Origin of the sequence: Serratia marcescens (genome assembly GCF_006715005.1) — a bacterium.
Classification (GTDB): Bacteria; Pseudomonadota; Gammaproteobacteria; order Enterobacterales; family Enterobacteriaceae; genus Serratia; species Serratia montpellierensis.
Map to the genome: position 1 here is coordinate 2,732,559 of NZ_VFMJ01000001.1, position 23,912 is coordinate 2,756,470.

Genomic DNA, 23,912 nt, shown 5'->3' on the forward strand with positions numbered 1-23,912 from the left:
AATTATTTTGCGGTTGGTGTTATACCGCCTTTTTTCAACATCTTAGCTGCAACCCTGAATAAGTCAGGGATATCAAAGCGGCCATCAGCTCTAATTTCAAACAAGCCAATCTTAGCCATTGAGTCGGCTAAGGCTGATAATTTCGCCTCACCCTTCAACTTCTTGTAGAGGGGATAGGGGTATGGTGGCAAGAAACCACCACTATCAGACTGAGAAGCATTCATAATAACTTCTATGGTATTACTATCTTCCCAACGGGAAAGTATATCCTCTTCCGTACATGGCACACGCAATCCGGCCAAAGGTGCCAAAGCCCTCTTAACCCATTGATATTCAACAACTAACTGTTCAACCCTTACTTTTGAAGCCTCACGTAAACCATGTCGAATACCTTCCGCGGAGATCGCCCTATCTTGTAATAAGGAGCCAAACTTACCAGCTTCTGAAAATAGCTTCAAGAAGCTCCGAGGTGTAACATCCCCATTAGCGTCAGCCAAATGTTTATAAGGCCAATCATATGTTCCACCTTTTTTAAAGTTCTTCCCCATATAAGGGCCAGCAAGAGCAGTCATCATGTCTTTTTGAATTTTTTTATCACTAACAAGATTCCAATTTCTTCTTTGCTTATGAGGTAAAGGCTTAAATGGAGCACCTATCGACTTTGCAACTTTAAGAAATTCATCTGCATTTTTAGACTGATCATAACCTAAGCGAGAAAACAAAAGCCCATAAAGCTCGATCTGTGTCCACTCTAGTTCAACTCGAGAACTTCTCAATTTTGGTATTTCTACAAACTTTAAAGAATCATCATTGAATTGCTCAGGACGTATAAATATTTTTGCACGAATACGCTTTCTGATTCGCAAGTCCCATACAACTTCAAACAAAGAATCCAGTAACAAATTTGAACGGCCCCAGTCTTTAGACAGCTTATCCAAGGCATCAAATGTTATTAAAACTGTCTTTTCATCCTCTTCAAGTTTATCATCAAGATCAGAAAGATATAGATCTGCATCTTCAGGATCTGAGTATCTCTTTATATAGTCAGATAATTTTTCTTTAAATTTAACGCCCTTTTCTTCAGCAATCATCCGATCGATAGCCATTATTATGGACGCTTGCCAAAATTCGTAAGATTTTTTACTCTCCTGTCCCTCAGGCACTAACTCCTGCAGTATTCTTGTCGATAAAAAACCATTATAACCTTCCGCAACCAATAGCTTTTCAAGGCCTAAATTAGGATACGATTGAGCCGCAACATCTCGAGTATCCTTTTGCGCTAGTACACCAGCCCAAAAGCTCTTCCCTGTACCTCTAGCACCTACAACTATTGTCGTATAAGGATCTAAGGCATTAGCATGTTGCTGTGGCGCAAATATCTCATCTACTGTTGGTTTATACTCTCCACTAGCATCATGATCAGAAGGCAACGAAGCTAAGGCCTCTGATATTTTGGAGTAATTAATGGTATTCATATCTCCTCCCCCTCCAAAGACTCCTCTAGGATTGATCTCACCCTCTCCAAAAGAAGTTTAAATGTAACATCATAAAAATTACTTGTTAGTATATCCCTATTCGAAATAGGATCAAAATCACTGAACCTGCTATCATCTAAAATACTTATTATCGGATTAATAACATCAATCTCTTCGGTTATAAGCTCTACCGATTCAGTATCATCCCATTCTACTTCAAATGTGTCCTTAAGGGATGCCACATTAATATCAACATCAGCCTCTTTTTTTGAGAAATATGAAGCTATTTTAGCTTCCATTTTTTGGGCAAAAAGATCTCGTTTATCTTGTCCGTCAGAAGCTTTAGCCTGAACAAAATTAAATCTATTTAACCATGAGGGATCAATATTATTGAATATAGATAAATGTGAAAACAACAGATCATACCCAGCAAAAGTTTGAGGCTGATCCACACCGAAACAAAATATATTCGCCCCCAAGCCGACCATTGCAGACGCTGTCGTTTCATGCAAACCGGAACGAGCATCAATTAAAATAACATCATATCTAGTGGGATCAGAAAATTTATCTACCAAGATATCCATGTAATCAATGAAAGAGAAGTTATTACCAGCACAATCAGTTGTAGAAAGATAAGATCGAGCAATCTTCCCTAAGACATTTTCTGGATTATTGAATGAACTTTCACCAAGAGCAGGAATTACATCAACACGCCCCTTCCCTGATGAAATCCATGAAGAGCTGACCATATCAATATAACTAGAACCATTAACTTTACTAACATTTTTTTCAACAAAAAAGTCTAAAAGACCATATTTTGGCAAAGTTTTTTCAGTTAAAAGCATGTTGCCAAGCCCAGGAGCTTCTAAATCCATGTCTATTGCTAATACTCTTTTTCCTTCTTGGGCTAATGCACTAGCAACAACACACAAGGCTGTCGAACGACCCACCCCCCCCTTAATACTTGAAAAAACAATTCTCACTGGATTGTTAGTTTCTTGTTTTGTTTTTTTCAACCAATCAGAACCTATTATTCGCCTTTCAAATAAAAACACATTCCCGCTATAAAAACTAGAGGACAAGGCTATTTTAGAAGCAATACCAATATCTTTTAACGACTCATCAAAGAGCTCATCAGGAGTAGAGAAGACAAAATCATTATCATCGACATAATCACCCAAATAATTTTTAGCTTTAGTTGAAAGTCGCGTTCTATTTTCCTTGTCAATTTTATCATCTAAAACAATTACGGAGAGTCGACCTTCCGCATCGCGCAAAAAATAATTATTCTCGAGGGCTGCAACGCCCAGCTCCTCACTTACAAACTTTGCAAAAATAGGCAACGAGTCATCAAAATATATTTTCTTATTCATTTTCTTACTTTTAACCCCGCAGCAGAAATTAATCTAACTGTATCTCTAATCCAAGAATCTAGAACGGCCGAGTTAACTGTACCATCAACATAGTATCTATAATTAACATCCCACCCAGCTAAAATTGGATTGGAAAGAAGCTTAAAGACAGACATATGTGCTCTAGAATTCAATCTTTTTTTCGCAATATTAACAAAATCAGGAAAATGTCCTCGTGGTCTATCCATATCTGGAGAGATAGTGCTTATTTTATATTTTAAAGCGCATTCTGCAGCAAATCCGACAAGGTGCCCTGCATTATCAATTGAGCCACTACTCTTTAACTTTTCGGCATATATATAATGCCTAATTGCAGCGCTGGCATAGTCTTCCATTTACCTACCTCTCTACGGCTGAATTTCAAGATCCACTTTTAAGAGTGATCGTCAAAGATACATAGTAATCGAACAAAAACAATCGATCTACCCAGTTTGCGCGCAATGCTATCCCCGCCTCGCCTGCCCGCTTCATGTGTCGCTTTTAATGCAGTTGCACTATCCGGCGCGATCCGCGCCAGTGCTGGCGCTGCGGAGGTAAATGTCACACCGGATCATCATGCAAATTCATGCATCTAATGCATGCATAGGGTATGTAGACTGGAGCTGGCAACATTCCCTAGCAGCGCACAATGAAATCTGACAGTCCGCTCTGAGCGAAGAGCGGAAGTTCGTAGCTGTTCTAACAACTGTAACTGCATGACTTTGAGGGGCCTTCTCAATGTGGAGTAGGTCACATCCTCCGGTAGCTATGACATATTTTTATCATGCTTGGCTGAAATCTCATCAGAGATCTGATTCTTCTCATCAATCCAATTCTGAAAAACCTCATTTTTTTCATTAATAAAAGGGTGGTCTTTAGCTGATGCACAAAGCAGAAATGCAATAGCCTGCCCAACATCAACACATAGCATTAAGGCACTGTTTACCTCATGACTGTTTTCGCCATAAACGCCGATATGTGAAAAGGCGTGAAACTTATCATCCACCAAGCGTATGTTATGAAGATGGGGAGATATGGCTTTGATGTTTGGATGTGCACCATATTTAATAGACGAATCGTATAGGTTTTTCAGGTAGTCAGACATATCTGGCGAGAGGTGCTTTAGTCTGTCAACCGTCGCTCTGATAGTAAACACCTTACGGCATTTGTCAGTTGCGGTTTTGGATTTATCTCTGTTAAACCAGATTTCACTCATCTTATCATCGGATGAAGTTAGATAGGCATAACACGCTGACTCCAGAGCAGTACGGGCTACTGGAAATACTGCGACAAAATGACCAGATAGTGCCTGAAGAACTGCATTTGAAAGCATCATATATGAGTTCATCGCCAGCAGCATGGTTGCTGCGTTTGCGTCATATTCGCCGACGAAAATCTCTTGGTGAAAAATCCTGTCCATTTCAAGGGTAATTCCCATCAAGTCTGGCTCTTCTTTCGAATGATAAACATGATTTTCAAGGGTTGCTTTGAGATAGTTTGGAAGTGTATCGATTTCAATCTTCATCGCATCATCCAGTATAGTTTTAATGTGGATAATTTTACCTTCAAAGTTATTACGTGTAAATAATTATCCCTACAGGGCGCTGTTGAATAAATAGATTTATGCTACCAGCAAAGTTAGACAGATGATCTCAGCAGCGAGAAATTAATTAGTTAGGCTTCATGGGAAAAAAGCACATCTAATTTGTTAAGCATTTTCGACCAAAATCATCCTAACAAAACAGGATAATTTCCTATTATTCAACAAAGCCAAAGTCCGCTTCTGGCACAGAGCTGCCCTATTAGGTTAAGCTCTGTACTGTGACAATATCAGATTAAGTCTGAGTCAATACAATTTTTAACCCAGATAAAGGTATGTATTGTGCTGATAACGCCCCTCGTCAATCAGCCTGAACACGTGGCCGGACTGGTGCTTGATGTAGTAATTCGCCTCTTCAGGCGTTAGGTGTGTGCCGAGCCGGTTTGCGGCGTGAATGAAATCAACGGTCTTTATGCGGCGGCCCTTGCCGTTCTCGTTGAAGTTAAGCGCCTCCATAAACGCCCCGGCTAAGTTTAAATCTCGTCTCATACGTCACCTATGGATTAAGAGATCGTGGCAAGCTGCCTGATCACTTCTGCTTTTTCAGGGGCTATGCTGGTTTTCATCTCCCCCGCCAGTTCTGAAATCCATATCAGTGCAATGTCTTTGTCTTTCGCTTGGCTCTCATAACAAACCCCCAGACGGGCGATGAGTTCAATTCTTTCTAAAACAACTACTTCATCCACTGCTTGCACCCTTTCCCTCCGATGCTTAATTACTGTATACACATACAGTGTATGCCTATCAGATTTAATTGCGCAAGAAATTATTGGAAGCCCGCCCAATCGCTAACCGCCGGATAGTGCATTGAAATATCACCAAATTTGACTTTAGCGCCGCACGCCAGTGCCTCAAGTTCCCAGCGCGTCGGCTCGATGCCGTGTAGTGCCAGCTCTGAGTAAATTTTGGATACGCGATCGCGCTCGGCAGTGGTCAATCTGGCCGATGCAGCAGGCTCTATACGCTTATATGGGTCAATTCCTCTTTGCTGCCTGTTTATCTGTGGGGCATTTGCCCGTAAACGCGTCATAACAGACCGTGCAACGGTCATGTCATCCCAGTCAATCTGGGTTTCCGGTGCATGTTCCATCACTGCCACGGCCTCTACAGGCCCCCCATCCTGCGCATTTTTGGCGACACCGCTGCCGACCAACCCACAGTTATTGACAGGACTCCGAGGCGCGCCGGAGACGCTTTTCAAAGTCAAAGGCTCAACGGCAACGGCTTTAGCGACGATGCGCCATTGCGTGGTGCGGGTTTCATAAACGCGATCGGCGCCGATGTGCGGGGCAAAAATCCCCGCGATTTTCTGCACTTCTTCGTCATAGGCGTTGCGCTCGTCGGCAACCCGGCGGGCTACACGCACAGTCTGATCGTCACGGGCAACGTTAGGGCCGCCCTGGGCCAGAATGTAAGTGGCAAAGTCACCGGCATCAGCAGCAGCGCGCACCGCCTCAACGGTTTCGTCAAACTCATCGGCCAGACTGACAGAGCGGATCTTGCGGCACTCACGCCATGCGCCGCGCGACGGCAGGCCGATAAAGTGGAATTGAGGGATACGCCACGTTGACGCCCACGCGGTGACGGCGGCGGCTGTATCAGTCAACAGCTCACCGGTTTCATGATCGCGCTCGCCGTCCAGCGCATAGCCATCGATGTTTTTTGCAATGTATTTGGCGATATAGCCCGCCGCACCACCTTTGTTCAGATGCTTGCAGTCAAACCGGTTTTTGGCGGCGCCACTGTTCAAAGAGGCGGCACCAAAACCGGTTGTTAACAGTACCACTCTCGTCACCACCGGCTGGGTGCTCTTTGGTGGCTCATCCTATCATCTTCCTGTATGCCATCACGTCATGGTAGTGCACTGGGGGAAGTGCCAGCATTGTCCCCCATGAGAGTCGAGGCGAACTAATCCACCTGTTTTATTTTTTCTTTAATTTTAATTAGCTTTTTTATATACGCATTGCTCTTATCCCCTTTGGCTATTTCCGCAGAAATCAGCGAGAGGAAGCTGTCATTAAAGTCATCTTTGGCTAATGGATTAGCGCCATGAGCCAAAAGAACCTCAATGTGTTCTGGGCAACTGTTATACAGGGCATTAATTAATGGCATTCGGTTCATAGCACCTTTGATATCAACATCAACTTGGTATGCAATTAACATCTTTAATGTTTCTGTGTTCGCCGCATCAAAACTTTCAAATATAATGGGTTGATTATGAACCTTATCTCTGGCATTTGGAGAAAGGCCACCTTCCAGCATGGCCTGTATCCAGACGCCTTTGTCCGCCTTCATAACAAATTCAGCGGGGCTACCTGGCGTGTTAGGTTGAGGTTGTAATGGATCTGCCCCCGCCTTGACTAAATCTGTAATGATATTGAGCCGCTCTGGCGTGTTCTTGTCAAAGATGGCGTTGTTTATCGCCCAGAATAGCAACGTCATCTCCGCCTTGGCCGGCCGATTTAACGTTTCTATGCTTACCGTCGATAAAACTTTATCCAGCTTTTGCCTGTCACCCTCGTAAATGATGGTGGCGATGTCCAGCTGCTTCCCTTCAAAGTAATCTTGTGGTTGTAGATCCCTACCTTGTTCGCATCCCTGCATCATGAGCATCGACAGCAACATGATAATGATAAGAGCGCTGTGCCTCATGCCATCTCCATTTTTAACATAACCACGGCCCCACTTTGCTTTATTACCGTATCAGTATCCCTCTACCCCCTTGGGATACTGAGAACGGCCTATTGACTGACAGGAGCAGGCGGCCATTTCCCACCACGCTTAATTAGCTCGTCTTTGATGCGCTCAAGAGACTCTTTCGCCTCACTGCCGTCCGGACTCCTATTAATCAGCCGTTGTAGTTGATTACCCATCGTCCAACCCGAGTTGCCTCTTATATCGCTATCGGCGCCTTTTTCTAATAAAAGAATGACGTGGTCATAGGAGTGATAGTCTAAAGCATCGATGAGCAGCGTATCACCCAGTGAATTTCTTATATTTATATCAGCACCATGCTCCAACATGACCTCTAATGTTTCTGTATTTTTTGCAAAGATGCTATTAAATATAATGGGTTGATTATGAACCTTATCCCTGGCATTTGGAGAAAGTCCGCCCTCTAACATAGCCTGTATCCAGATGCCTTTATCCGCTTTCATAACAAATTCAGCGGGGCTGCCTGGTGCGTTAGGCTGAGGTTGTAATGGCTCAGCCCCCGCCTTGACTAAATCTGTAATGATCTTGAGCCGCTCTGGCGTGTTCTTGTCAAAGATGGCGTTGTTTATCGTCCAGAATAGCAACGTCATCTCCGCCTTGGCCGGCCGATTTAACGTTTCTTTGCTTACCGTCGATAAAACTTTATCCAGCTTTTGCCTGTCACCCTCGTAAATGATGGTGGCGATGTCCAGCTGCTTCCCTTCAAAGTAATCTTGTGGTTGTAGATCCCTACCTTGTTCGCATCCCTGCATCACACATATAGACAGCATCACGGTGATAATGAGAATAATGTGCTTCATGCAATACCCATCCCATCCACGTCAAACGCCAATTATTTCAACCACCTGAGAGCCAACTAATTCATAATGTTTATTTTCTCTTTAATTTTAATTAATTTCTTTATATAAGAATTATTTTTGTCTCCCTTGGCTATTTCCGCAGAAATCAAAGAAAGGAAGCTGTCATTAAAATCATCTTTGGCTAATGGGTTAGCGCCATGAGCCAAAAGAACCTCAATGTGTTCTGGGCAACTATTATACAACGCATTAATTAATGGCGTTCTGTTCATAGCACCTTTGATATTAACATCAACTTTGTAATCTATTAGAGTACTCAGCGTCTCTGTATTAACCGCTTGAAAGCTCTTGAAAATTATTGGTTGATTGTTTATTTCATCCCTTGCATTAGGCGATAGTCCGCCTTCAAGCATAGCCTGTATCCAGACGCCTTTATCCGCTTTCATAACATATTCAGCCGGGCTACTTCGCCCTTCCGGTCTTGGCTGCAGTGGATCTGCCCCCGCCTTGACCAAATCCGTAATGATCTTGAGCCGCTCTGGCGTATTCTTATCAAAGATGGCGTTGTTTATCGCCCAGAATAGCAACGTCATCTCCGCCTTGGCCGGTCGATTTAACGTTTCTTTGCTTACCGTCGGTAAAACCTTATCCAGCTTTTGCCTGTCACCCTCGTAGATGATGTTGGCGATGTCCAGCTGCGTCCCTTCAAAATAATCCTGTGGTTGTAAATCCATACCTTGTTTGCACCCCTGCATGATGAGCGTAGACACTACCATCGTGATAATGAGTATGATTTTTTTCATATTCTTCCCTTGATTGTGGCAATGTCATCGTCTTTTTCATTTTCAATGCATTGTATCGCCTGGTCTATACCGTGCTTATCCAGCAGTGAACCTGTTCCACCAGGAAGCGTGTGTTTTACTCCCACGGCGTCAGGCGCCAACATGGACAGCCGTTCTTTCGCCATCACCGCCGGGGGATAAAATTTAAGGTCTTTGGCATCCTCCCACAAATCAACCTCCTGCAACTTGGTCAACAGTTCCCCTTTTACGCGATACGCCTGAATATTATCGGTACTGCCTATAATCGAACCGCCGTATTTTTTTACGGTTCCCGCATTCAGGCCTGCAGCATTAAACGTCCAAGCCGGTTTGCCACTGGCCATGGAGGCCGCAGACGCCATGCCACCGCCCAGCGAATGGCCAGATATCCCAGCACCGCCTTTAATTGCTTTACCTATATTGACCGCTTTTTTGTAGTATTCCGAATTAAACCCCAACCCTTGAGCGCCATTATTTGACCAGTCACTCAGGTTTTTAATGCCTGACAAATCACCGTTCAGTAACGCTTTCTGGGCAGCCTTGCTTATTCCCTCCGGGAACTGAGGCGCACGCGATCCGCGGAACACCACCGTCGGATTCATCGCTTTACCAAAGACGTTTTCATCTGGCTGATAAACCCGAGCCAGAAAGCCCGGTGTATCCTCATCGTCATAGAGCATATCTTTGCTTAAACCGAGTTTACCCAGCGCACCATCATTGTTACTGATGTCCTTCCAGCCCTCAGGGATGTCTATCGTGTCCTTGAGCGGGTTAGTGGTTTTGTAAACATTCTCAGCCAGCTTCGCTTTTTCGACCGCGACGTTGTTCTCCGCCAGGCGCTGTGCCGCCATGCGCGCATCCGGGTAAATGCTGCGGTTGCCTCGTCCTATCAGGTACTGGCGTTCTTGCCAGCGTTCTGCCTTGGTCAGCGGACGGATGGCCTGCACCGTGGCGGCAACGGTTGCTACTGCGGTAGCAATGGCTTGCTGCAGAGGGGGATTCCGGGTCGTATTCTGCCTCACCGGCAGCACCGTCGGTTTTGCCCGGTGACCATAGCGGCTGACCATTTCTTCATAGCGGGCTATCACGCGCCCGGTAGGATAAAAGGCGGGAAGAGAGCTGCCGGGATAGCGCTGCAATCGGCCTTCCGCATCGACGTAAAAAGCGTATTTTGTCGGCGTCCAGGCGCCCATTCCCTTATCAATCGCCAGCAAGCCGCCCCGGTTGATCTCATCGAGCACGCTGCGCTTCATAGCCACGTCCTCACGATAACCGGTGACGCCAATCCCGGATTGAGCATTGCGGGTAATCGGATACCGGCTGCTTATCGATATGCCGGCTGCGCCGCCGAACAGATAATGCCGTTCCAGCTCATACCGCGCTGCTGTTGGGTTAAGTATCCTGGAAAAGCTTTCCGGCGCCGTGTGTTCAGAGGAGAAATGAATCAGTTTCATGCGGTGCCTGCCCACTCGTAAGGTTCCGTGGTCGGCACAGGCGCACCATCATCAAGCAACTCGCATGGTGTGCGGCTGTTACGGGTCTCGTCGAGCGTTAGCGAACGATAACGCATTGGATATCCTTATCTTCTGTGTCACGCCTAAATAGGGTATGGGCAAAATTATCACAATTCAGTAAAGATTTCTTTGCTCTATTTCTATACGCGCGCATCCTCTCCCATCCATGCAGCTGCGTGCTTCCTGTGCCCATGTGAAGAGCGTATTTCGTTGCCATGTTGCGGCTAAAAGCCACGTCCGAAAGCAATCAGTCGAGTGTCAAAGATGCGGGAATGATAAGGAGACAGGAAGGAGAAAGGCTCCGCCAACCTGGAATGGCCAGCGGAGCGGCGTCAGGCAGCGGTTACTTCTGTTCAGCCTGGCTTACGGTGTCTTCGGCTTTCCAGATGCGGTATTTCACTTCCGCGTCTTTCGGCGCATACACCACGATCGGCAGGCGGCTGTTGTAGCGCTGCATCGCAGCATCACCCAGGTTGGCGGCGATGAATTGCTTGGTCTTGGTGTTGTCCGGGCAGCCCATCAGCGTGGAGGCCGGATCGGACAGCTTCTCCAACACCAGATAGTCATAGCCCCAGCCGGAAAGGGTTTTGGTCTCCAGCGTGCCGCCAATCATGTGGCGGTTGCAGTCCACTTCCAGCGTCTTGCCGATCAGCAGCTCCACCTTGTAGTTCTCTTCGTGCTCTTGCTTCGGCAGGTAGATCACCTGGCGGTTCATGCCCTTCTCGGCTTTCGGGTAAGGCGCGATCTTTTCCAGCGGCTGCTTGCTGATATCCGCGTCATCGCCAGAGGTCGCCGCCATTGCGCCGGCGGAAACGGCCATCAGCAGGCCAGAAAATACAACGGATGCCTTGTTCATGTTTTATCCCTACACGTTGTCAAATAATCCGCCTATAAACTAATACACTACAGCCAAGCTCGCCACAGGTTTAATCTTCTTTACAATAGGCGATGAATAGTGACAATCGCCTAATATTATCAATTATCCGGAGCAATAGCTCAGTGCGTCTTCAGTTGAGCGATATAGGCCTTCACCACCTGATAGACATAATCCTGGCATGCCAGCCCGGTTTGCGGATCGTACTTGCCCTGATTGGTGATGTTGTTGGACAGCACGCGAATGCCGACGAACGGCACCTTGAACTCGGCGGCGATCTGCGCGGCGGAGGCGGTCTCCATCTCTTCGACCGACGTCCGGTAGCTGTCGTGGAAATAGCGAATGCGATCCAGCTCGCTGTTCCATACGTCGGCCGAGCCGATCACCCCTTCCACTACCTTGCCCTGTCGGTAATCGCTCTTAACGCTTTGCGCAATCGCCAGCAGTTTGGGGTCGGCGGGAAACTGGCGCAGGCTGTGCGCCTTTTGGTCCTCGCCGGCGCTGCCCTTGGAAGCCAACAGATCCATCGGCTGCCACTGACGCGAGTCGCTGCCTTCCCCCAACGCCTTGGCCGGCGTTTTGAACGCCCCGAGATTGACCGAATATTTGCCCAGCACGATGTCATATACTTTCAGTGCCGGGTCATGGCCGCCGGCGGTGCCCTGATTAATGATCGCCACCGGGTGAAACTGCGTGGCGGCGATCGCCGTTGCCGCCGCGGCGTTGGACATGCCCTTCAGCGTCTCCGACACCACCACCGGGTAGCCGTCTACGGTACCGTGCCAAAAGCGCCAGCCGCCAACCTGCTCCTCACGCGGGTTTTCCAACCGCTGGGCGAAACGTTCCGCCTCCACCGGCATGGCGCCCTGTACCACGATCGGCCCGGCCGCCGCAGGTTGGCCAAAGCTCAGCGGAGAAAAGGCCGCACCGGCGGCTGCCAACAGTAAGACACGCGCTTTATTCTGCATCACCACACTCTCATCCCGAAAAAAAGCAAACGATTACCTTAGCCGAAGGCGGTGGCCTCGGATAGGGTTTTCTTACCGGGGGACTAAGGTTTTCTTAAGACAGAATTATTACAGTGGCGTTATTCAATCCTGTCACCGAGCCTGCGCGTGAATCCAGAATCATCATTAAATCAATCCTCAACGACACCGCAAATTAAGACAACCGCCCTTTACTCCCTGCCGGCATCCTTTTACCGTTGGCAAGTTTTTGGCCTGCTGATCAGCGGGTTGGTGTTCCTGTGGCTCTCCCGCAACGAACAGCTGGACTGGGCGATCAGTAACGCTTGGTACGATGCCGCCAGCGGGCATTTCCCGTGGCAAAACAATTATTGGCTGGACCTGATCAACCACCGCCTGCTGAAGCAAATAGTGATCGTCGGGGCGGTGCTGACGCTGTTTTGGGGTATCTATCGCCGCAGCGCGCGCCTGATCGTGACCATGTTGTTGATCGGTATCGGCCCATTGGTGGTGGGCATTATCAAGGCCACCAGTGCGCACTCCTGCCCGTGGGATCTGATCGAGTATGGCGGCAAGGCGATGTCTTTCCCGCTGTTCGGCACGGTACCGGCGCTGCCGGGCCCCGGCCGCTGCTTCCCCGGCGGGCACGCCTCAAGCGGTTTCGCGATCATGGCGTTGTTTTTCCTGTTTTATCCGCAGCGTCCGCGCTTGGCCTGGTGGTGCTGGTGGGGCGGCATTGCGCTCGGCATGCTGATGGGCTTTGGCCAGATAATGCGCGGCGCACATTTTCTTACCCATAACCTGTGGGCAGGTTGGTGGGTTTGGTTAAGCCAGTTGGCTATTTATTGGACGGTTAGCGGCTATTGGCGCCGCAAAACGAGGTAACGGTTATGGAACAGTTAAACCATTTTTTTTTCGCCTGGATCAATGCGACCCCGGCGTCTCCCGAATGGATGATCGATTTCGCCACCTTTTTGGCACGCGATCTGATCATCATCGTGCCGCTGCTGATCGTCGGCCTGTGGCTGTGGGGGCCGCAAAGCCAGCTGGTTTCGCAGCGCCAGGTGGTAGCGAAAACCACTATCGCGCTGCTGTTCGCCATGCTCGCCGCCGCCACCATCGGCGCGCTGCTGCCGCATGAGCGCCCGTTCGTCGCCGGCGTCGGCTATACCTTCCTGGCACATGCGCCGGACAGCTCGTTCCCGAGCGATCACGGCACCGCCATCTTTACCTTTGCGCTGGCGTTCCTGTTCTGGCACCGGGTCTGGTCCGGCGTGCTGCTGATGATCGTCGCCATCGGTATCGCCTGGTCACGCGTTTACCTCGGCGTGCACTGGCCGCTGGATATGGTCGGCGGTTTCCTGCTCGGCCTGGTCGGCTGCCTGTTCGCCCAGCTGGTGTGGAATCTGTTCGGCGATGTCATCGCCGACAAGCTGTCGCGCCTGTATCGTTTCCTGTTCGCCTTCGCCATTCGCCGTGGCTGGGTGAAAGAGTAACTGCACAACATGACCGGGGCGTTACCGCCCCGTTATTTCAGACCACGCCGGTGGTCACGCAAAACGCCCGCGTTTTTCCCGCCCCCAGCATCATTCCTGCCTCTTCCTCCGGCGCATTCGGGCGACAGTTCGCCGGCTGGATAAAAGCCAGCAACCGCCGGTTGCCCTGAACGGCGATGCGCCGCAGGCCATAGTTGAATTGCCCGGTGGCGAAGCGCGTCACATAGCGCCGGCCTTGCGGCGCCAGCATAAAGAACTCGGCCTGATCCACATAGCGCGACAGATCGTCGGAGCACAGCAGTTCCTGCCCGAGCGCATCCCCCAACAGCGCCGGCGTCGGCAGGTTCTGACGGAATACCGCATCGGGAATGCAGTCGTAGTTGAGATGACACACATAGCGCAGCGGCTGCGGCCGCTCAGCCAGGTTGGTGACCGTCATCTCAATGGCGAACTGCGCGCTCTGCGCCGCCAGACGCAGCGCCGGGCCGATGCGCCAACGCCCACCCGCCGTGCAATGTCAGCTCATCGCCCGCCAGCTGGATCCACACGCGTTGCATCTGCAGCGGCTCACCGTCCTGATGCGGCCAGGCGGGGCAGAATGCGGCGTCGTCGGCGCGCTTTCTTCCGGCGCCCTTTACGCTGCGCCGGCCCGACTTCAGCGAATAACCGTCAAACTCAGCGTCCCAGATCGTGAGGCCCTGATACGGCAAAACCGTCAGTGCGCCACGGTGATTCGCCAACGTCAGCATCGGCCCGCGTTCTGTGCAGCGATGCGTGCTCACCGCGAAATCCGCATTGCGGAACAGTTCCTGCCGATGCGCCCCGAAAGCTTCAGGAGCCAGATCGATGTTGATCTTCATCTTTTTTCCCTCGACGTTTCGCCCGCGCAGGCCGCGAGCCCTGAAATGTTATTTAAATAACAAATAAAACGCCTTTAAGTTATACCCATAACAGCCTGATAGCGAAGATCTGGTCGACATTTTTTAAACATCGCTAGGTTTATCGGCATCTGAATGTTATTATTTTCACATTATCCATCCCGCTTACTGTCTTAACCTCACTAAGGAATCGCGATGACCACCGAAACCATCGATTACGCCAGCTACGTTGACCACACCCTGCTGGCGATGGACGCCACCGAACTGCAGATCGCCAAGCTGTGCGAAGAAGCGCAGCAGCACAACTTCTATGCGGTGTGCGTCAACTCCGGCTACGTGCCGTTGGCAGCCCAACTGCTGCAGGAAAGCACCGTGAAAGTCTGCTCGGTGATCGGTTTCCCGCTGGGCGCCGGCCTGACCGTTGCCAAAGCCTTTGAAGCCAAAGCGGCGATCGCCGCCGGCGCGCAAGAGATCGATATGGTGATCAACGTCGGTTGGTTGAAAAGCGGCCTGCTGGACGAAGTGAAAGCCGACATCGCCGCCGTGCGCGAGGTTTGCGCGGCGATCCCGTTGAAGGTAATATTGGAAACCTGCCTGCTCAGCGATGCGCAGATCGTCCAGGTTTGTGAAATGTGTCGCGAACTCGATGTGGCCTTCGTGAAAACTTCCACCGGCTTCAGCACCGGCGGCGCTCGGGAAGAGCACGTCAAACTGATGCGCGAGACCGTGGGCAGCGAGATGGGCGTGAAAGCTTCCGGCGCCGTGCGCGATCGCGCCACCGCCGAGAAGATGATCAACGCCGGCGCCACGCGTATCGGCACCAGCTCCGGCGTCGCCATCGTTTCCGGCGCGCAGCCGGCGGCAGGCAGCTACTGATCGTCGGCATGCCCTGACGGGCACAGCAATACACTCCGATGCGGGACAATACGGGCGGCCAAGGCGGCCCGATATTGCCCCGCATTGTTGTGTTTAGCGCCGGACACGCCGGCACGCCCTTTACCTCTACTACCTGTGGGAAGACGGACCTATGGAAACGCGGCGCGAAGAACGTATCAACCGGCTAGTTCAGGCGTTAAAACGCGCTGACAAGATCCACCTGAAAGAAGCCGCCGTGCTGCTGGGGGTCTCGGAGATGACCATTCGCCGCGATCTGAGCGCCGAACCGGCGGCGGTGGTGCTGCTCGGCGGCTATGTGGTGACCGATCCGCGCAGCAACGGCGTGACCAACTACTTCGTTTCCGATCAAAAAGCCAAGCAGGTGACGGAGAAACGGCGCATCGGCCTACTGGCAGCACCGCTGATCAATGAAAACGATACGGTGTTTTTCGACTGCGGCACCACCACCCCCGCGATCATCGATGCCATCGCCGACGAGCTGACCTTCACCGCCGTCTGTCATTCGCTGAACACCTTCCTGGCGCTGCAGGACAAACCGAACTGCAAAGTGATCCTGTGCGGCGGTGAGTTCAAGCCGAACAACTACATCTTTTCCAGCGTCAGTGGCCGTAACGAGCTCGATCATATCTGCCCGAACATCGCCTTTATCTCCGCCGCCGGCCTCAGCCTGCAGCACGGCGCCACCTGCTTCAACTTTGACGAGCTGGAGATGAAGCATCGCGCCATGGCGATGGCGCAGCAAAAGATCCTGGTGGCAGACCACAGTAAGTTCGGCAAAACCAAACCGGCCTGTATCGGCCCCCTGACGCAGTTCGATCGGGTGATCAGCGACCGCCAACCGGACGCCGACTTCATGGCGTTCTTCAACGACAACGCCATCGCTACCCGCTATTAATCCGCCTTCTGCGCCGTCGAAACCGACGGCGCACCGCTGCAATCCCCCTCTTTCCTTGCTCTAAAATGAACAAATAATGCGCAATCGATTCGCGTTTTTCGCTTATCCGCACGCAACATCAGGTTAATAAAATGCAACAGGTTACCCGAGTGATTATTCTCTCGTAGGCAAAACACGCTGTCGGCTGCGTGAATTAACGACTATTTATGACTTTTATATGATAAATCGCGCCAAAGGCCGGGATGTTTAAATAAACGGCGTTTTAAGCGATTGCAGCAAATCTCGCCAATACCTGTTAGTTATCTGTTATTTATATGATGAATGGTTACGCATTTTTATCCGCTAACCACGTAAGTAATTTCCCTTCGTTATTAGCGGTGATTTTTAATTAAAAACCATTAAAAACAAATAGATGAATTAAATTTTACTTAAAAATACAATGTGATCTACGTCACTAAAACTGCTTAATCCGGGTTTTTCGCTAGATCCAAAACCACGCATAAAATATATTGCTCGGCTTGCTGCTGAGCACAGCGCTTTATCCGGCTAATTATTGTACAACCCGCATAATCGCAGAAAGTTTTATGAGAGCGTTCTCAGCACAAAATCTTACACAAATGTGCAACAAATGCGCGAAAAATCGATAAAAAAGCGGATAACTGCACATATTGCGCATTTGAGAGCAGGATCACGGTTGTTTCTACTGTAAATCGTTATCTTGCCGCCAACAAAAATCGACAGGCAAAGACCTGTCGGCAGCGGTAACGACTTTTATCACCCGTGACGGTGGAAAGTCTTTAGTGAATTACCCGGCGCTGTGCCTTGGTAATGAACACAATAAACAACCAGGGGGACGCCAAAACATCCCCGCAAGCAACACCTGATTCTTACCGCAAGCGTTGCCTGAATAGGACGTTTGACGGTTTAACCTTAAGTTTTGCCTTTTAATTTTAAATTCGTGTTCACTTCGGAGATATTTATGGACACTACACAGACCGGCACAATTGCCTCTGCGGCCTCGGGCTCCAGCAGTACCTGGCGTAAAACGGATACCATGTGGATGTTGGGCCTGTACGGCACCGCCATCGGCGCAGGCGTCCTGTTCTTGCCCATCAACGCCGGCATCGGCGGTTTGATTCCTCTGATCATCATGGCCATCATCGCTTTCCCGATGACCTTCTTTGCCCACCGCGGCCTGTGCCGTTTTGTTCTGTCCGGCAAAAATCCCGGTGAAGACATCACCGCCGTGGTAGAAGAGCACTTCGGCATCACCGCCGGTAAACTGATCACCCTGCTGTACTTCTTCGCCATCTACCCGATTCTGCTGGTTTACAGCGTGGCGATCACCAACACCGTCGACAGCTTCATCACCCATCAGTTGGGCATGACGTCGCCACCGCGCGCCATCCTGTCGCTGATCCTGATCGTCGGCCTGATGACCATCGTGCGCTTCGGCGAGCAGGCCATCGTGAAAACCATGAGCATCCTGGTCTTCCCGTTCGTCGCGGTGCTGATGCTGCTGGCCGTCTATCTGATCCCTAACTGGACCGGCGCCATCTTCGAAAACGTGTCGCTGTCCGGCAGCGGTACCGGCATGGGCCACGGCCTGATCATGACCCTGTGGCTGGCGATCCCGGTAATGGTGTTCTCCTTCAACCACTCGCCGATCATCTCCGCCTTCGCCGTCGCCAAACGCGAGGAGTACGGCGCAGACGCCGAGAAGAAATGCTCCCGCATTCTGGCTTATGCACACATCATGATGGTGCTGACCGTGATGTTCTTCGTGTTCAGCTGCGTGCTGAGCCTGACGCCGGAAAACCTGGCGGAAGCCAAAGCGCAGAACATCTCGATTCTGTCTTACCTGGCTAACCACTTTAACAACCCGATGATCGCGTACATCGCGCCGGTTATCGCCTTCGTCGCCATCACCAAATCGTTCCTGGGCCACTACCTGGGCGCCCGTGAAGGCTTCAACGGCTTGGTTGCCAAGTCGATGAAGAGCCGCGGCAAAACCGTCAGCACCGCCAAACTGAACCGCATGACCGCTATCTTCATGCTGGTGACCACCTGGATTGTCGCCACCCTGAACCCAAGCATCCTGGGCATGATCGAAACCCTGGGTGGCCCAATCATCGCCATGCTGCTGTTCCTGATGCCGATGTATGCCATCCGTAAAGTGCCTGCCATGCGCAAGTACAGCGGCCACATCAGCAACGTGTTCGTGGTTGTGATGGGTCTGATCGCCATCTCTGCTATCGTGTTCAGCCTGATCGGCTAATCACGTCCGGCCGGCGCCGCTGTGCGCCGGCCCTCCCGCACTCCCCCATTTCCCGTATTCACCGCCTGAAACCTGAAGAAGGAGGCGAGACCATGGTCAGCGTTTTCGATATTTTCAAAATTGGCATCGGCCCATCCAGCTCCCACACCGTTGGCCCGATGAAAGCCGGCAAACAGTTCGTCGACGATCTGATCGCCCACCAGCAGCTGCAGGACACCACCCGCGTGGTGGTCGACGTGTACGGTTCGCTGTCGTTGACCGGTAAAGGCCACCACACCGATATCGCCATCATCATGGGCCTGGCCGGCAACCTGCCGCACGACGTGGACATCGACAGCATCCCGGGCTTTATCCGCGACGTCGAACAGCGCGGCCGCCTGCCGCTGGCCAACGGCCATCACGAGGTGGATTTCCCGCTACACGGCGGCATGAACTTCCACAGCGACAACCTGCCGCTGCACGAAAACGGCATGCGTATCCGCGCCTTCGCCGGTGAACGCCTGTTGCACAGCAAAACCTATTACTCGATCGGCGGCGGTTTCATCGTCGACGAAGAGCACTTCGGTCAGTCCGCCGAGGGCGCCACGCCGGTGCCCTACCCGTTCAAATCGGCGCACGATCTGCAGCAGCATTGCAAAGACACCGGGCTGTCGTTGTCCGGCCTGGTGATGCAGAACGAGCTGGCGCTGCGCAGCAAGGCGGATATCGACGCGCACTTCGCCGATGTCTGGCAGGTGATGAGCGCCGGTATCGAACGCGGCATCAACACCGAAGGCTTGCTGCCCGGCCCGATGAAAGTGCCGCGCCGCGCCGCCGCGCTGCGCCGCATTCTGGTGACCGGCGACAAGAACAATATCGACCCGATGAACGTGGTCGATTGGATCAACATGTTCGCGCTGGCGGTCAACGAAGAGAACGCCGCCGGTGGCCGCGTGGTCACCGCGCCGACCAACGGCGCCTGCGGCATCATCCCTGCTGTGCTGGCTTACTACGACAAGTTCATCCGTCCGGTAAACGCCAACTCCTACACCCGCTATTTCCTGGCGTCCGGCGTGATTGGCGCGCTGTACAAAATGAACGCCTCGATCTCCGGCGCCGAAGTGGGCTGTCAGGGGGAAGTGGGCGTAGCCTGTTCGATGGCGGCGGCCGGGTTGACCGAGCTGCTGGGCGGCAGCCCGGCGCAGGTGTGCATCGCGGCGGAGATCGCCATGGAGCACCATTTGGGGCTGACCTGCGATCCGCTCGCCGGCCAGGTTCAGGTGCCCTGCATCGAACGCAACGCCATTTCCGCCGTCAAGGCGGTCAACGCCGCACGCATGGCGATGCGCCGCACCAGCGAACCACGAGTTTGTCTGGATAAGGTGATCGAAACCATGTACGAAACCGGCAAAGACATGAACGCCAAATACCGCGAAACCTCCCAGGGCGGGCTGGCGATTAAGGTCGTGGCCTGCAACTGACCGCCACGGCGAGGCCCTAAAGGCGCCGGCCGGTCCGATCTGGCCGGCGCCGTTTCAATGCCGCTCTTTCCCTGCCGCAACGCCCGGCTGAATGCCGGCCCGAGCCCCCACGGCGCCGGGGCGGGCGCTGTGCCGCAGCCAGCCGTAAAGTTCGGCATTACGCCGGAATCCCATCTTGCGCATAACGCTCATCTTGTGATTGCTGACGGTTTTCACACTGATGTCCAGCATCCGTGCAATTTGCGTTACCCCCATCTCCCGCGTCATGCAGCGCATGATCTCCTGTTCGCGCAGCGTCAGGCCGCGGTGCTGGCATACGCAGTTCATGCCACAACCCGGCCTGCCCGGCCATTTGCTGCGCCGCTCCAGTTCGGCGCTCACCTGATACAATGCCGATACCAGCGGCGTATCGTGATAAATGACGCCGGCCTCCAGCGAGCAGCGGGTGCCGACGGTGCGTTTATACCGCCCCTCCGGCGTTCGCAACGAGAAATACAGCGTTTTGCGCCCTGCGGTCTGTGCCTCAAAAAAGTGACAAAAACAGCTTTGCACGCCGGGAGGAAAATAGCAGAACACCAGATCGGCTTCGTGAACCTGCTGCGTATCCAATAACAGCGTGCGCTTGCCGTAAGTGCTGAAATGCAGCGCCAGGGCCTCCTGCCAACCGGCGCTGAAGTAACGGTTTTCATCAAATAGCGCGATTTTTATCATGGTGTTCATCCCTGCCCTCCCGCCGTTCCGGCTTCCCGTTTAACCGCCTGGGCCCCCTTTGTCGGAGCCTGACTGTTGTCGATGCGTAATTCATAAATCATGGTGGCGTTAGGTGGCACTTTCGGCGGATAGCCGGTTTCGCCGTAGGCCAGCGCCGGCGGCACGACCATCGTCAGCGAACCGTGGTTATGCAGATGGCTTATCGCCTCTCTGAACAGCGGCGGATACTCGGACAGCGGTTGCGACAGCACCTTGCCGCTCAGCTCCATATCCTGGATCACCGTGCCGTCGGTCAATTTCTCCTTCACGACCACATCGACCACCGCCGTTGGCGCCAGCGCGCCCTCCCCGGCGTAATCCACCCGATACCAAAAGCCCATCGCCGACTGCTTTACGCCCTTTTGTTGACTGAACTGCGCCAGATAATCTTCATCACGCCGCCGCTGTTCGTTAACGCGTTTCTCACGCGCGGCCATGGCGGCGGCATCCGCCTGCGCCGTCAGCGTATTCAGTTCATCCGGCGGCAGCTGCAAACGCCCCGACACGCTATCGATGACGCCCGCCAACAGGCTGTCGCGGTCCACCGGTACGCCCCAGCTTTGACGCTCCGTCACTACCCCCTGAATATCCCTCCCCAGCGCACTGCCCGCCGCATAGGACAAACGCTTGCGTTCATCCTTCAACTGCTCCGGCGTCACCTCCCATTGCAGCCGCTTATGCAGCGCCAACAGCGCTTCGCGCGCCTGCTGGGTCACTTTCTGCTCATCGGCCCGCTTCTGCTCACTCGCCTCCAGCGCGTTACGCAGAGCGTGCAGTTCCTCCTGGTGCTCGCGCTGGCGTTGTGCAAGCGTCTGCGCCGATGCCTGCGCGGCGGACTCCAGCTCGGTGACGCGCCGTTCGGCCTGCATCGCCGTCGCTTTGGTTTTGGCGGTTTCCTGCGTCGCCTGCCGCAGCAGCGCCTCGGCGCGCTGCGCATCGGGCGAGCCGCGCCAGGCGGCGCCCAGCCCGGCGATCCACTGCTGCAGCGTTGACGAATCAGGCAACGTCGCGACGGGTGGCGCTGCTTTCTCAGCCCGCAGCGCAGTAAGTTCCTGGCGCAACATCGTCAGTTCCATTCGCTGGCGCGCCAGCTGTTGGTCACGCGCCAATAATTCCTGGCTCAGCGTAAAAGCTTTGGCCGGTGAAGCAGGCTGGTGGGTGTCCGGCGGACGCTTTGCCGGCTCACGCTTTTTTTGCCCCGCCCCGCGGTCGGCGGGCGCCGCGTTTTCGCTCTTCGGCGCGGTGTTCTGCCGTTGATACTGCTCGGCAAACTGCAGCAGCGCCGGCACGCCGTCGTCCGCCTGCGCGACGCCGGTGAACAGCAGAGCCGCACAGCCCAGCAGGCGCAGCCTCATTTAACCTGCTCCCCGCGATCCGCCAAGCCGGTCAACACCGCCTGATTCACTCCGGCGCACAGATAGTTGACCTTGTAGCGATACAGCGCATCCACCGTCTCCTGCGTGTCGCCGTTTACCCGTGCACGCAGGTTGGCGTACTGCGAAGCGCCGCTCATCAGGCTGTCGAAGGCCTGTTTATAGCGCTGATACTGTTTCTCGTCGATCGTGCGCAATGCACCCAGTTGCTGCTGGCACTGCTGCAGCTGCTCGGCCTCACGCTGCTTGCGCAAAGCCTCTTCTGACGGAGCTTGCACAGCCTGATTTTTGGTGTTCACGGCGGGCTTGCCCGACTTTTGGTTTTGACAGGCGGCGGCGCTCAACGCCAACAGGCACAGCAGGCTCATGCGCAGAGCGCGATTGAGGGGCTTTATCATCATTGCGTTTTTTGTCCTTGTAGACGCTTATTCGTATTCCAACGTAAAGGTGGCCACCGCGCTGAAGGTGCCGCGGCCGATGGACTTCGTTTGGATGGCCTCCGGCTCCCCCTGCACATAGGCCTGCAGCGTGAGCGTGGTGTTGCCGGCATTCAGGCGGAATTTATCGCTTGCCCGATTGAGCGGCAGCGCCTTGCCGGTGCTGTCCTCCAGCCCGATGCCGATCCCCGAGGCCAGGCTGCCGGCATCCAGCGCCAACAGGCCGGGCAGTTTGGCGTTCTCGGTGCCGGTAAACGTAATGGCCACCGTATTGCCCAGGCTGAGATCGCACTCGGTCAGGTGCAACGCGAAGCTTTGGCTATGGGTGCGGGTGTTCAGATACAGGTATTTGTCGACGATGGTGCCGAAATCCAGTTGGATATCCTCATCTCCCGGCTGAATGACGCACGGCTCGGCCACCAGCGTACCGTGAAAGCGCATGTTTTCCGCCGCAGCCGCCGGCGGCGCCATCATGCCGGCCGCCATGACCATGCCGGCCCCCAACAGCGCGCTCCGGCGCCGGTTCGTCTCTGTCGCGCGCATGACGCCACTCCCTTTGGTTGTGCTTGCGCCGCTCCGGCACAAGCGGCGTATTAGTCGTAATAAAGGCGGAAATCGATCGCCGCACGGTAGGCGCCGGCGCTCAGCGTCGCCGGGGTGCGCACCGGCGTCACCGTATACGTCAGGGTGTTTTGCCCCGGCGTCAGCAAGATCGGTTTGTTACGCGCGCCGAGGCGCACCGGCAGGCCGCTGGCATCCGCCAACTGCAGCCCCAAGCCGGTGACGCCGGCGACCCTGACCAAACCCGGCGCGTCGTCATCCGTCGGCGCGGCAAACGCCACCGACACCGCAGGCTGACTGCCGCTCCAGGCCAGAACCCCGGTCCAGGCGTCGCGATTGCTCGCCGGCGCCCGCAGACAGTCTTTCAGCGTCAACTCGAACGCCACCGGCGTGCCGCGATCGCCCGGACGCTGGAAGTGCGCTGTTCCGGTCTCCCCCAGCCAAACCTCCTGACGAGCGGTGGTCATTTCCAGACTGCAGGCGCTTTCCGTCAACGCGCCGTAGACGTGGAGCGTGCCGTTCGCGCCCTCCACGTCCCAGTTGTCCACCGCGCGGGCCGACGGCATCAGCATCAGCATCGTGCCTGCCGTCAGCGGTACCATCAGCGCGGCCAACACCGTCAGGCCGATAGTGCGTCGCTGATGACGTTCATAGGCCTTTCCCAACAGCATGGGGATCTTTCGTTGCATGATTCGTTCACTCCGCTGTGTTCACTCTGTCTTCCCTGCTTGCGCG

General features: G+C 53.1%; 25 protein-coding genes and 1 pseudogene. 6 read left to right on the top strand and 20 right to left on the bottom strand.

Annotated features, from left to right (window positions below):
* Positions 1–2: 2 nt before the first annotated feature.
* The 13 genes and pseudogenes from FHU12_RS13180 to FHU12_RS13240 all read right to left on the bottom strand — a co-directional run bounded on the left by FHU12_RS13180 (position 3) and on the right by FHU12_RS13240 (position 12,155).
* Positions 3–1,475: a hypothetical protein gene (locus FHU12_RS13180; protein ID WP_141969828.1), complete on the bottom strand. Its 1,473-nt coding sequence runs from the start codon at positions 1,473–1,475 to the stop codon at positions 3–5.
* Entirely contained in the window at positions 1,472–2,848 is a 1,377-nt protein-coding gene (locus FHU12_RS13185) for a KGGVGR-motif variant AAA ATPase (RefSeq protein WP_141969830.1), read from the bottom strand. Before FHU12_RS13185 ends, FHU12_RS13180 begins: the two co-directional genes overlap by 4 nt.
* Entirely contained in the window at positions 2,845–3,222 is a 378-nt protein-coding gene (locus FHU12_RS13190; protein WP_141969831.1) for a hypothetical protein, read from the bottom strand. Before FHU12_RS13190 ends, FHU12_RS13185 begins: the two co-directional genes overlap by 4 nt.
* Before the next feature lie 410 nt (positions 3,223–3,632).
* On the bottom strand, positions 3,633–4,391 hold the full coding sequence (locus FHU12_RS13195; protein WP_141969833.1) for a hypothetical protein: 759 nt from the start codon (positions 4,389–4,391) through the stop codon (positions 3,633–3,635).
* A gap of 333 nt (positions 4,392–4,724) precedes the next feature.
* Complete coding sequence (locus FHU12_RS13200) at positions 4,725–4,922, bottom strand: hypothetical protein (RefSeq protein ID WP_060442994.1); 198 nt, start codon at positions 4,920–4,922, stop codon at positions 4,725–4,727.
* Positions 4,923–4,969: 47 nt separating this feature from the next.
* A complete protein-coding gene (locus FHU12_RS13205) occupies positions 4,970–5,152 on the bottom strand; it encodes a hypothetical protein (RefSeq protein ID WP_230202221.1) in 183 nt (60 codons plus the stop codon).
* A gap of 80 nt (positions 5,153–5,232) precedes the next feature.
* Positions 5,233–6,207 (bottom strand): annotated as a pseudogene (locus FHU12_RS13210) (molybdopterin-binding domain-containing protein); the annotation flags it as partial.
* A gap of 167 nt (positions 6,208–6,374) precedes the next feature.
* Entirely contained in the window at positions 6,375–7,118 is a 744-nt protein-coding gene (locus FHU12_RS13215; RefSeq protein ID WP_141969835.1) for an ankyrin repeat domain-containing protein, read from the bottom strand.
* 89 nt (positions 7,119–7,207) lie between these two features.
* Entirely contained in the window at positions 7,208–7,981 is a 774-nt protein-coding gene (locus FHU12_RS13220; RefSeq protein WP_141969837.1) for an ankyrin repeat domain-containing protein, read from the bottom strand.
* Positions 7,982–8,037: 56 nt separating this feature from the next.
* Positions 8,038–8,781, bottom strand: coding sequence for an ankyrin repeat domain-containing protein (locus FHU12_RS13225; RefSeq protein WP_141969839.1), 744 nt, complete (start codon positions 8,779–8,781; stop codon positions 8,038–8,040).
* Entirely contained in the window at positions 8,778–10,253 is a 1,476-nt protein-coding gene (locus tag FHU12_RS13230) for a Tle-like phospholipase domain-containing protein (RefSeq protein WP_141969841.1), read from the bottom strand. The genes FHU12_RS13225 and FHU12_RS13230 overlap by 4 nt, the downstream gene beginning before the upstream one ends.
* Positions 10,254–10,656: 403 nt before the next feature.
* Positions 10,657–11,169 (bottom strand): serine protease inhibitor ecotin, encoded by a 513-nt coding sequence (gene eco / locus FHU12_RS13235; protein WP_049202226.1) that lies wholly within the window; start codon positions 11,167–11,169, stop codon positions 10,657–10,659.
* 140 nt (positions 11,170–11,309) lie between these two features.
* Positions 11,310–12,155 carry a 5'-methylthioadenosine/S-adenosylhomocysteine nucleosidase gene (locus FHU12_RS13240; protein WP_049205942.1) on the bottom strand — a complete coding sequence of 282 codons (846 nt, stop codon included), beginning with the start codon at positions 12,153–12,155 and terminating at the stop codon, positions 11,310–11,312.
* A gap of 147 nt (positions 12,156–12,302) precedes the next feature.
* On the opposite strand from FHU12_RS13240, the gene FHU12_RS13245 reads away from it, so the two are divergent.
* Together FHU12_RS13245 and ybjG are read left to right on the top strand one after the other, a co-directional pair.
* Positions 12,303–13,037 carry a phosphatase PAP2 family protein gene (locus tag FHU12_RS13245; RefSeq protein ID WP_141969843.1) on the top strand — a complete coding sequence of 245 codons (735 nt, stop codon included), beginning with the start codon at positions 12,303–12,305 and terminating at the stop codon, positions 13,035–13,037.
* 5 nt (positions 13,038–13,042) lie between these two features.
* On the top strand, positions 13,043–13,648 hold the full coding sequence (gene ybjG, locus FHU12_RS13250; RefSeq protein WP_141969845.1) for an undecaprenyl-diphosphate phosphatase: 606 nt from the start codon (positions 13,043–13,045) through the stop codon (positions 13,646–13,648).
* A 37-nt stretch (positions 13,649–13,685) separates the two neighbouring features.
* Here the strand turns inward: ybjG and FHU12_RS27415 are convergent, their stop codons facing one another.
* Together FHU12_RS27415 and FHU12_RS27420 are read right to left on the bottom strand one after the other, a co-directional pair.
* Positions 13,686–14,087, bottom strand: a complete 402-nt coding sequence (locus FHU12_RS27415) for an aldose epimerase family protein (RefSeq protein ID WP_260440726.1) — start codon at positions 14,085–14,087, stop codon at positions 13,686–13,688.
* A 1-nt stretch (position 14,088) separates the two neighbouring features.
* On the bottom strand, positions 14,089–14,508 hold the full coding sequence (locus FHU12_RS27420) for a hypothetical protein (RefSeq protein WP_260440727.1): 420 nt from the start codon (positions 14,506–14,508) through the stop codon (positions 14,089–14,091).
* Between the two features lie 213 nt (positions 14,509–14,721).
* On the opposite strand from FHU12_RS27420, the gene deoC reads away from it, so the two are divergent.
* The 4 genes from deoC to FHU12_RS13275 all read left to right on the top strand — a co-directional run bounded on the left by deoC (position 14,722) and on the right by FHU12_RS13275 (position 20,056).
* A complete protein-coding gene (gene deoC / locus FHU12_RS13260) occupies positions 14,722–15,402 on the top strand; it encodes a deoxyribose-phosphate aldolase (protein ID WP_038881133.1) in 681 nt (226 codons plus the stop codon).
* Between the two features lie 151 nt (positions 15,403–15,553).
* A complete protein-coding gene (deoR, locus tag FHU12_RS13265) occupies positions 15,554–16,318 on the top strand; it encodes a DNA-binding transcriptional repressor DeoR (RefSeq protein WP_141969847.1) in 765 nt (254 codons plus the stop codon).
* Between the two features lie 979 nt (positions 16,319–17,297).
* A complete protein-coding gene (locus tag FHU12_RS13270) occupies positions 17,298–18,596 on the top strand; it encodes an HAAAP family serine/threonine permease (protein WP_141969849.1) in 1,299 nt (432 codons plus the stop codon).
* Positions 18,597–18,688: 92 nt separating this feature from the next.
* Positions 18,689–20,056, top strand: a complete 1,368-nt coding sequence (locus FHU12_RS13275) for an L-serine ammonia-lyase (protein ID WP_025302221.1) — start codon at positions 18,689–18,691, stop codon at positions 20,054–20,056.
* Positions 20,057–20,110: 54 nt separating this feature from the next.
* Here FHU12_RS13275 and FHU12_RS13280 read toward each other — a convergent pair whose 3' ends face one another.
* The 5 genes from FHU12_RS13280 to FHU12_RS13300 are packed head-to-tail and all read right to left on the bottom strand — an operon-like array spanning position 20,111 to position 23,848.
* Positions 20,111–20,776 carry a response regulator transcription factor gene (locus FHU12_RS13280; RefSeq protein WP_141969851.1) on the bottom strand — a complete coding sequence of 222 codons (666 nt, stop codon included), beginning with the start codon at positions 20,774–20,776 and terminating at the stop codon, positions 20,111–20,113.
* Positions 20,773–22,161, bottom strand: coding sequence for an FKBP-type peptidyl-prolyl cis-trans isomerase N-terminal domain-containing protein (locus tag FHU12_RS13285; protein ID WP_141969853.1), 1,389 nt, complete (start codon positions 22,159–22,161; stop codon positions 20,773–20,775). Before FHU12_RS13285 ends, FHU12_RS13280 begins: the two co-directional genes overlap by 4 nt.
* Positions 22,158–22,580 carry a YuaE family lipoprotein gene (locus FHU12_RS13290; RefSeq protein ID WP_141969855.1) on the bottom strand — a complete coding sequence of 141 codons (423 nt, stop codon included), beginning with the start codon at positions 22,578–22,580 and terminating at the stop codon, positions 22,158–22,160. Before FHU12_RS13290 ends, FHU12_RS13285 begins: the two co-directional genes overlap by 4 nt.
* 24 nt (positions 22,581–22,604) lie before the next feature.
* Positions 22,605–23,159, bottom strand: a complete 555-nt coding sequence (locus FHU12_RS13295) for a fimbrial protein (protein ID WP_141969857.1) — start codon at positions 23,157–23,159, stop codon at positions 22,605–22,607.
* A gap of 50 nt (positions 23,160–23,209) precedes the next feature.
* Positions 23,210–23,848, bottom strand: coding sequence for a fimbrial protein (locus tag FHU12_RS13300; RefSeq protein WP_141972978.1), 639 nt, complete (start codon positions 23,846–23,848; stop codon positions 23,210–23,212).
* Positions 23,849–23,912 lie beyond the last annotated feature (64 nt).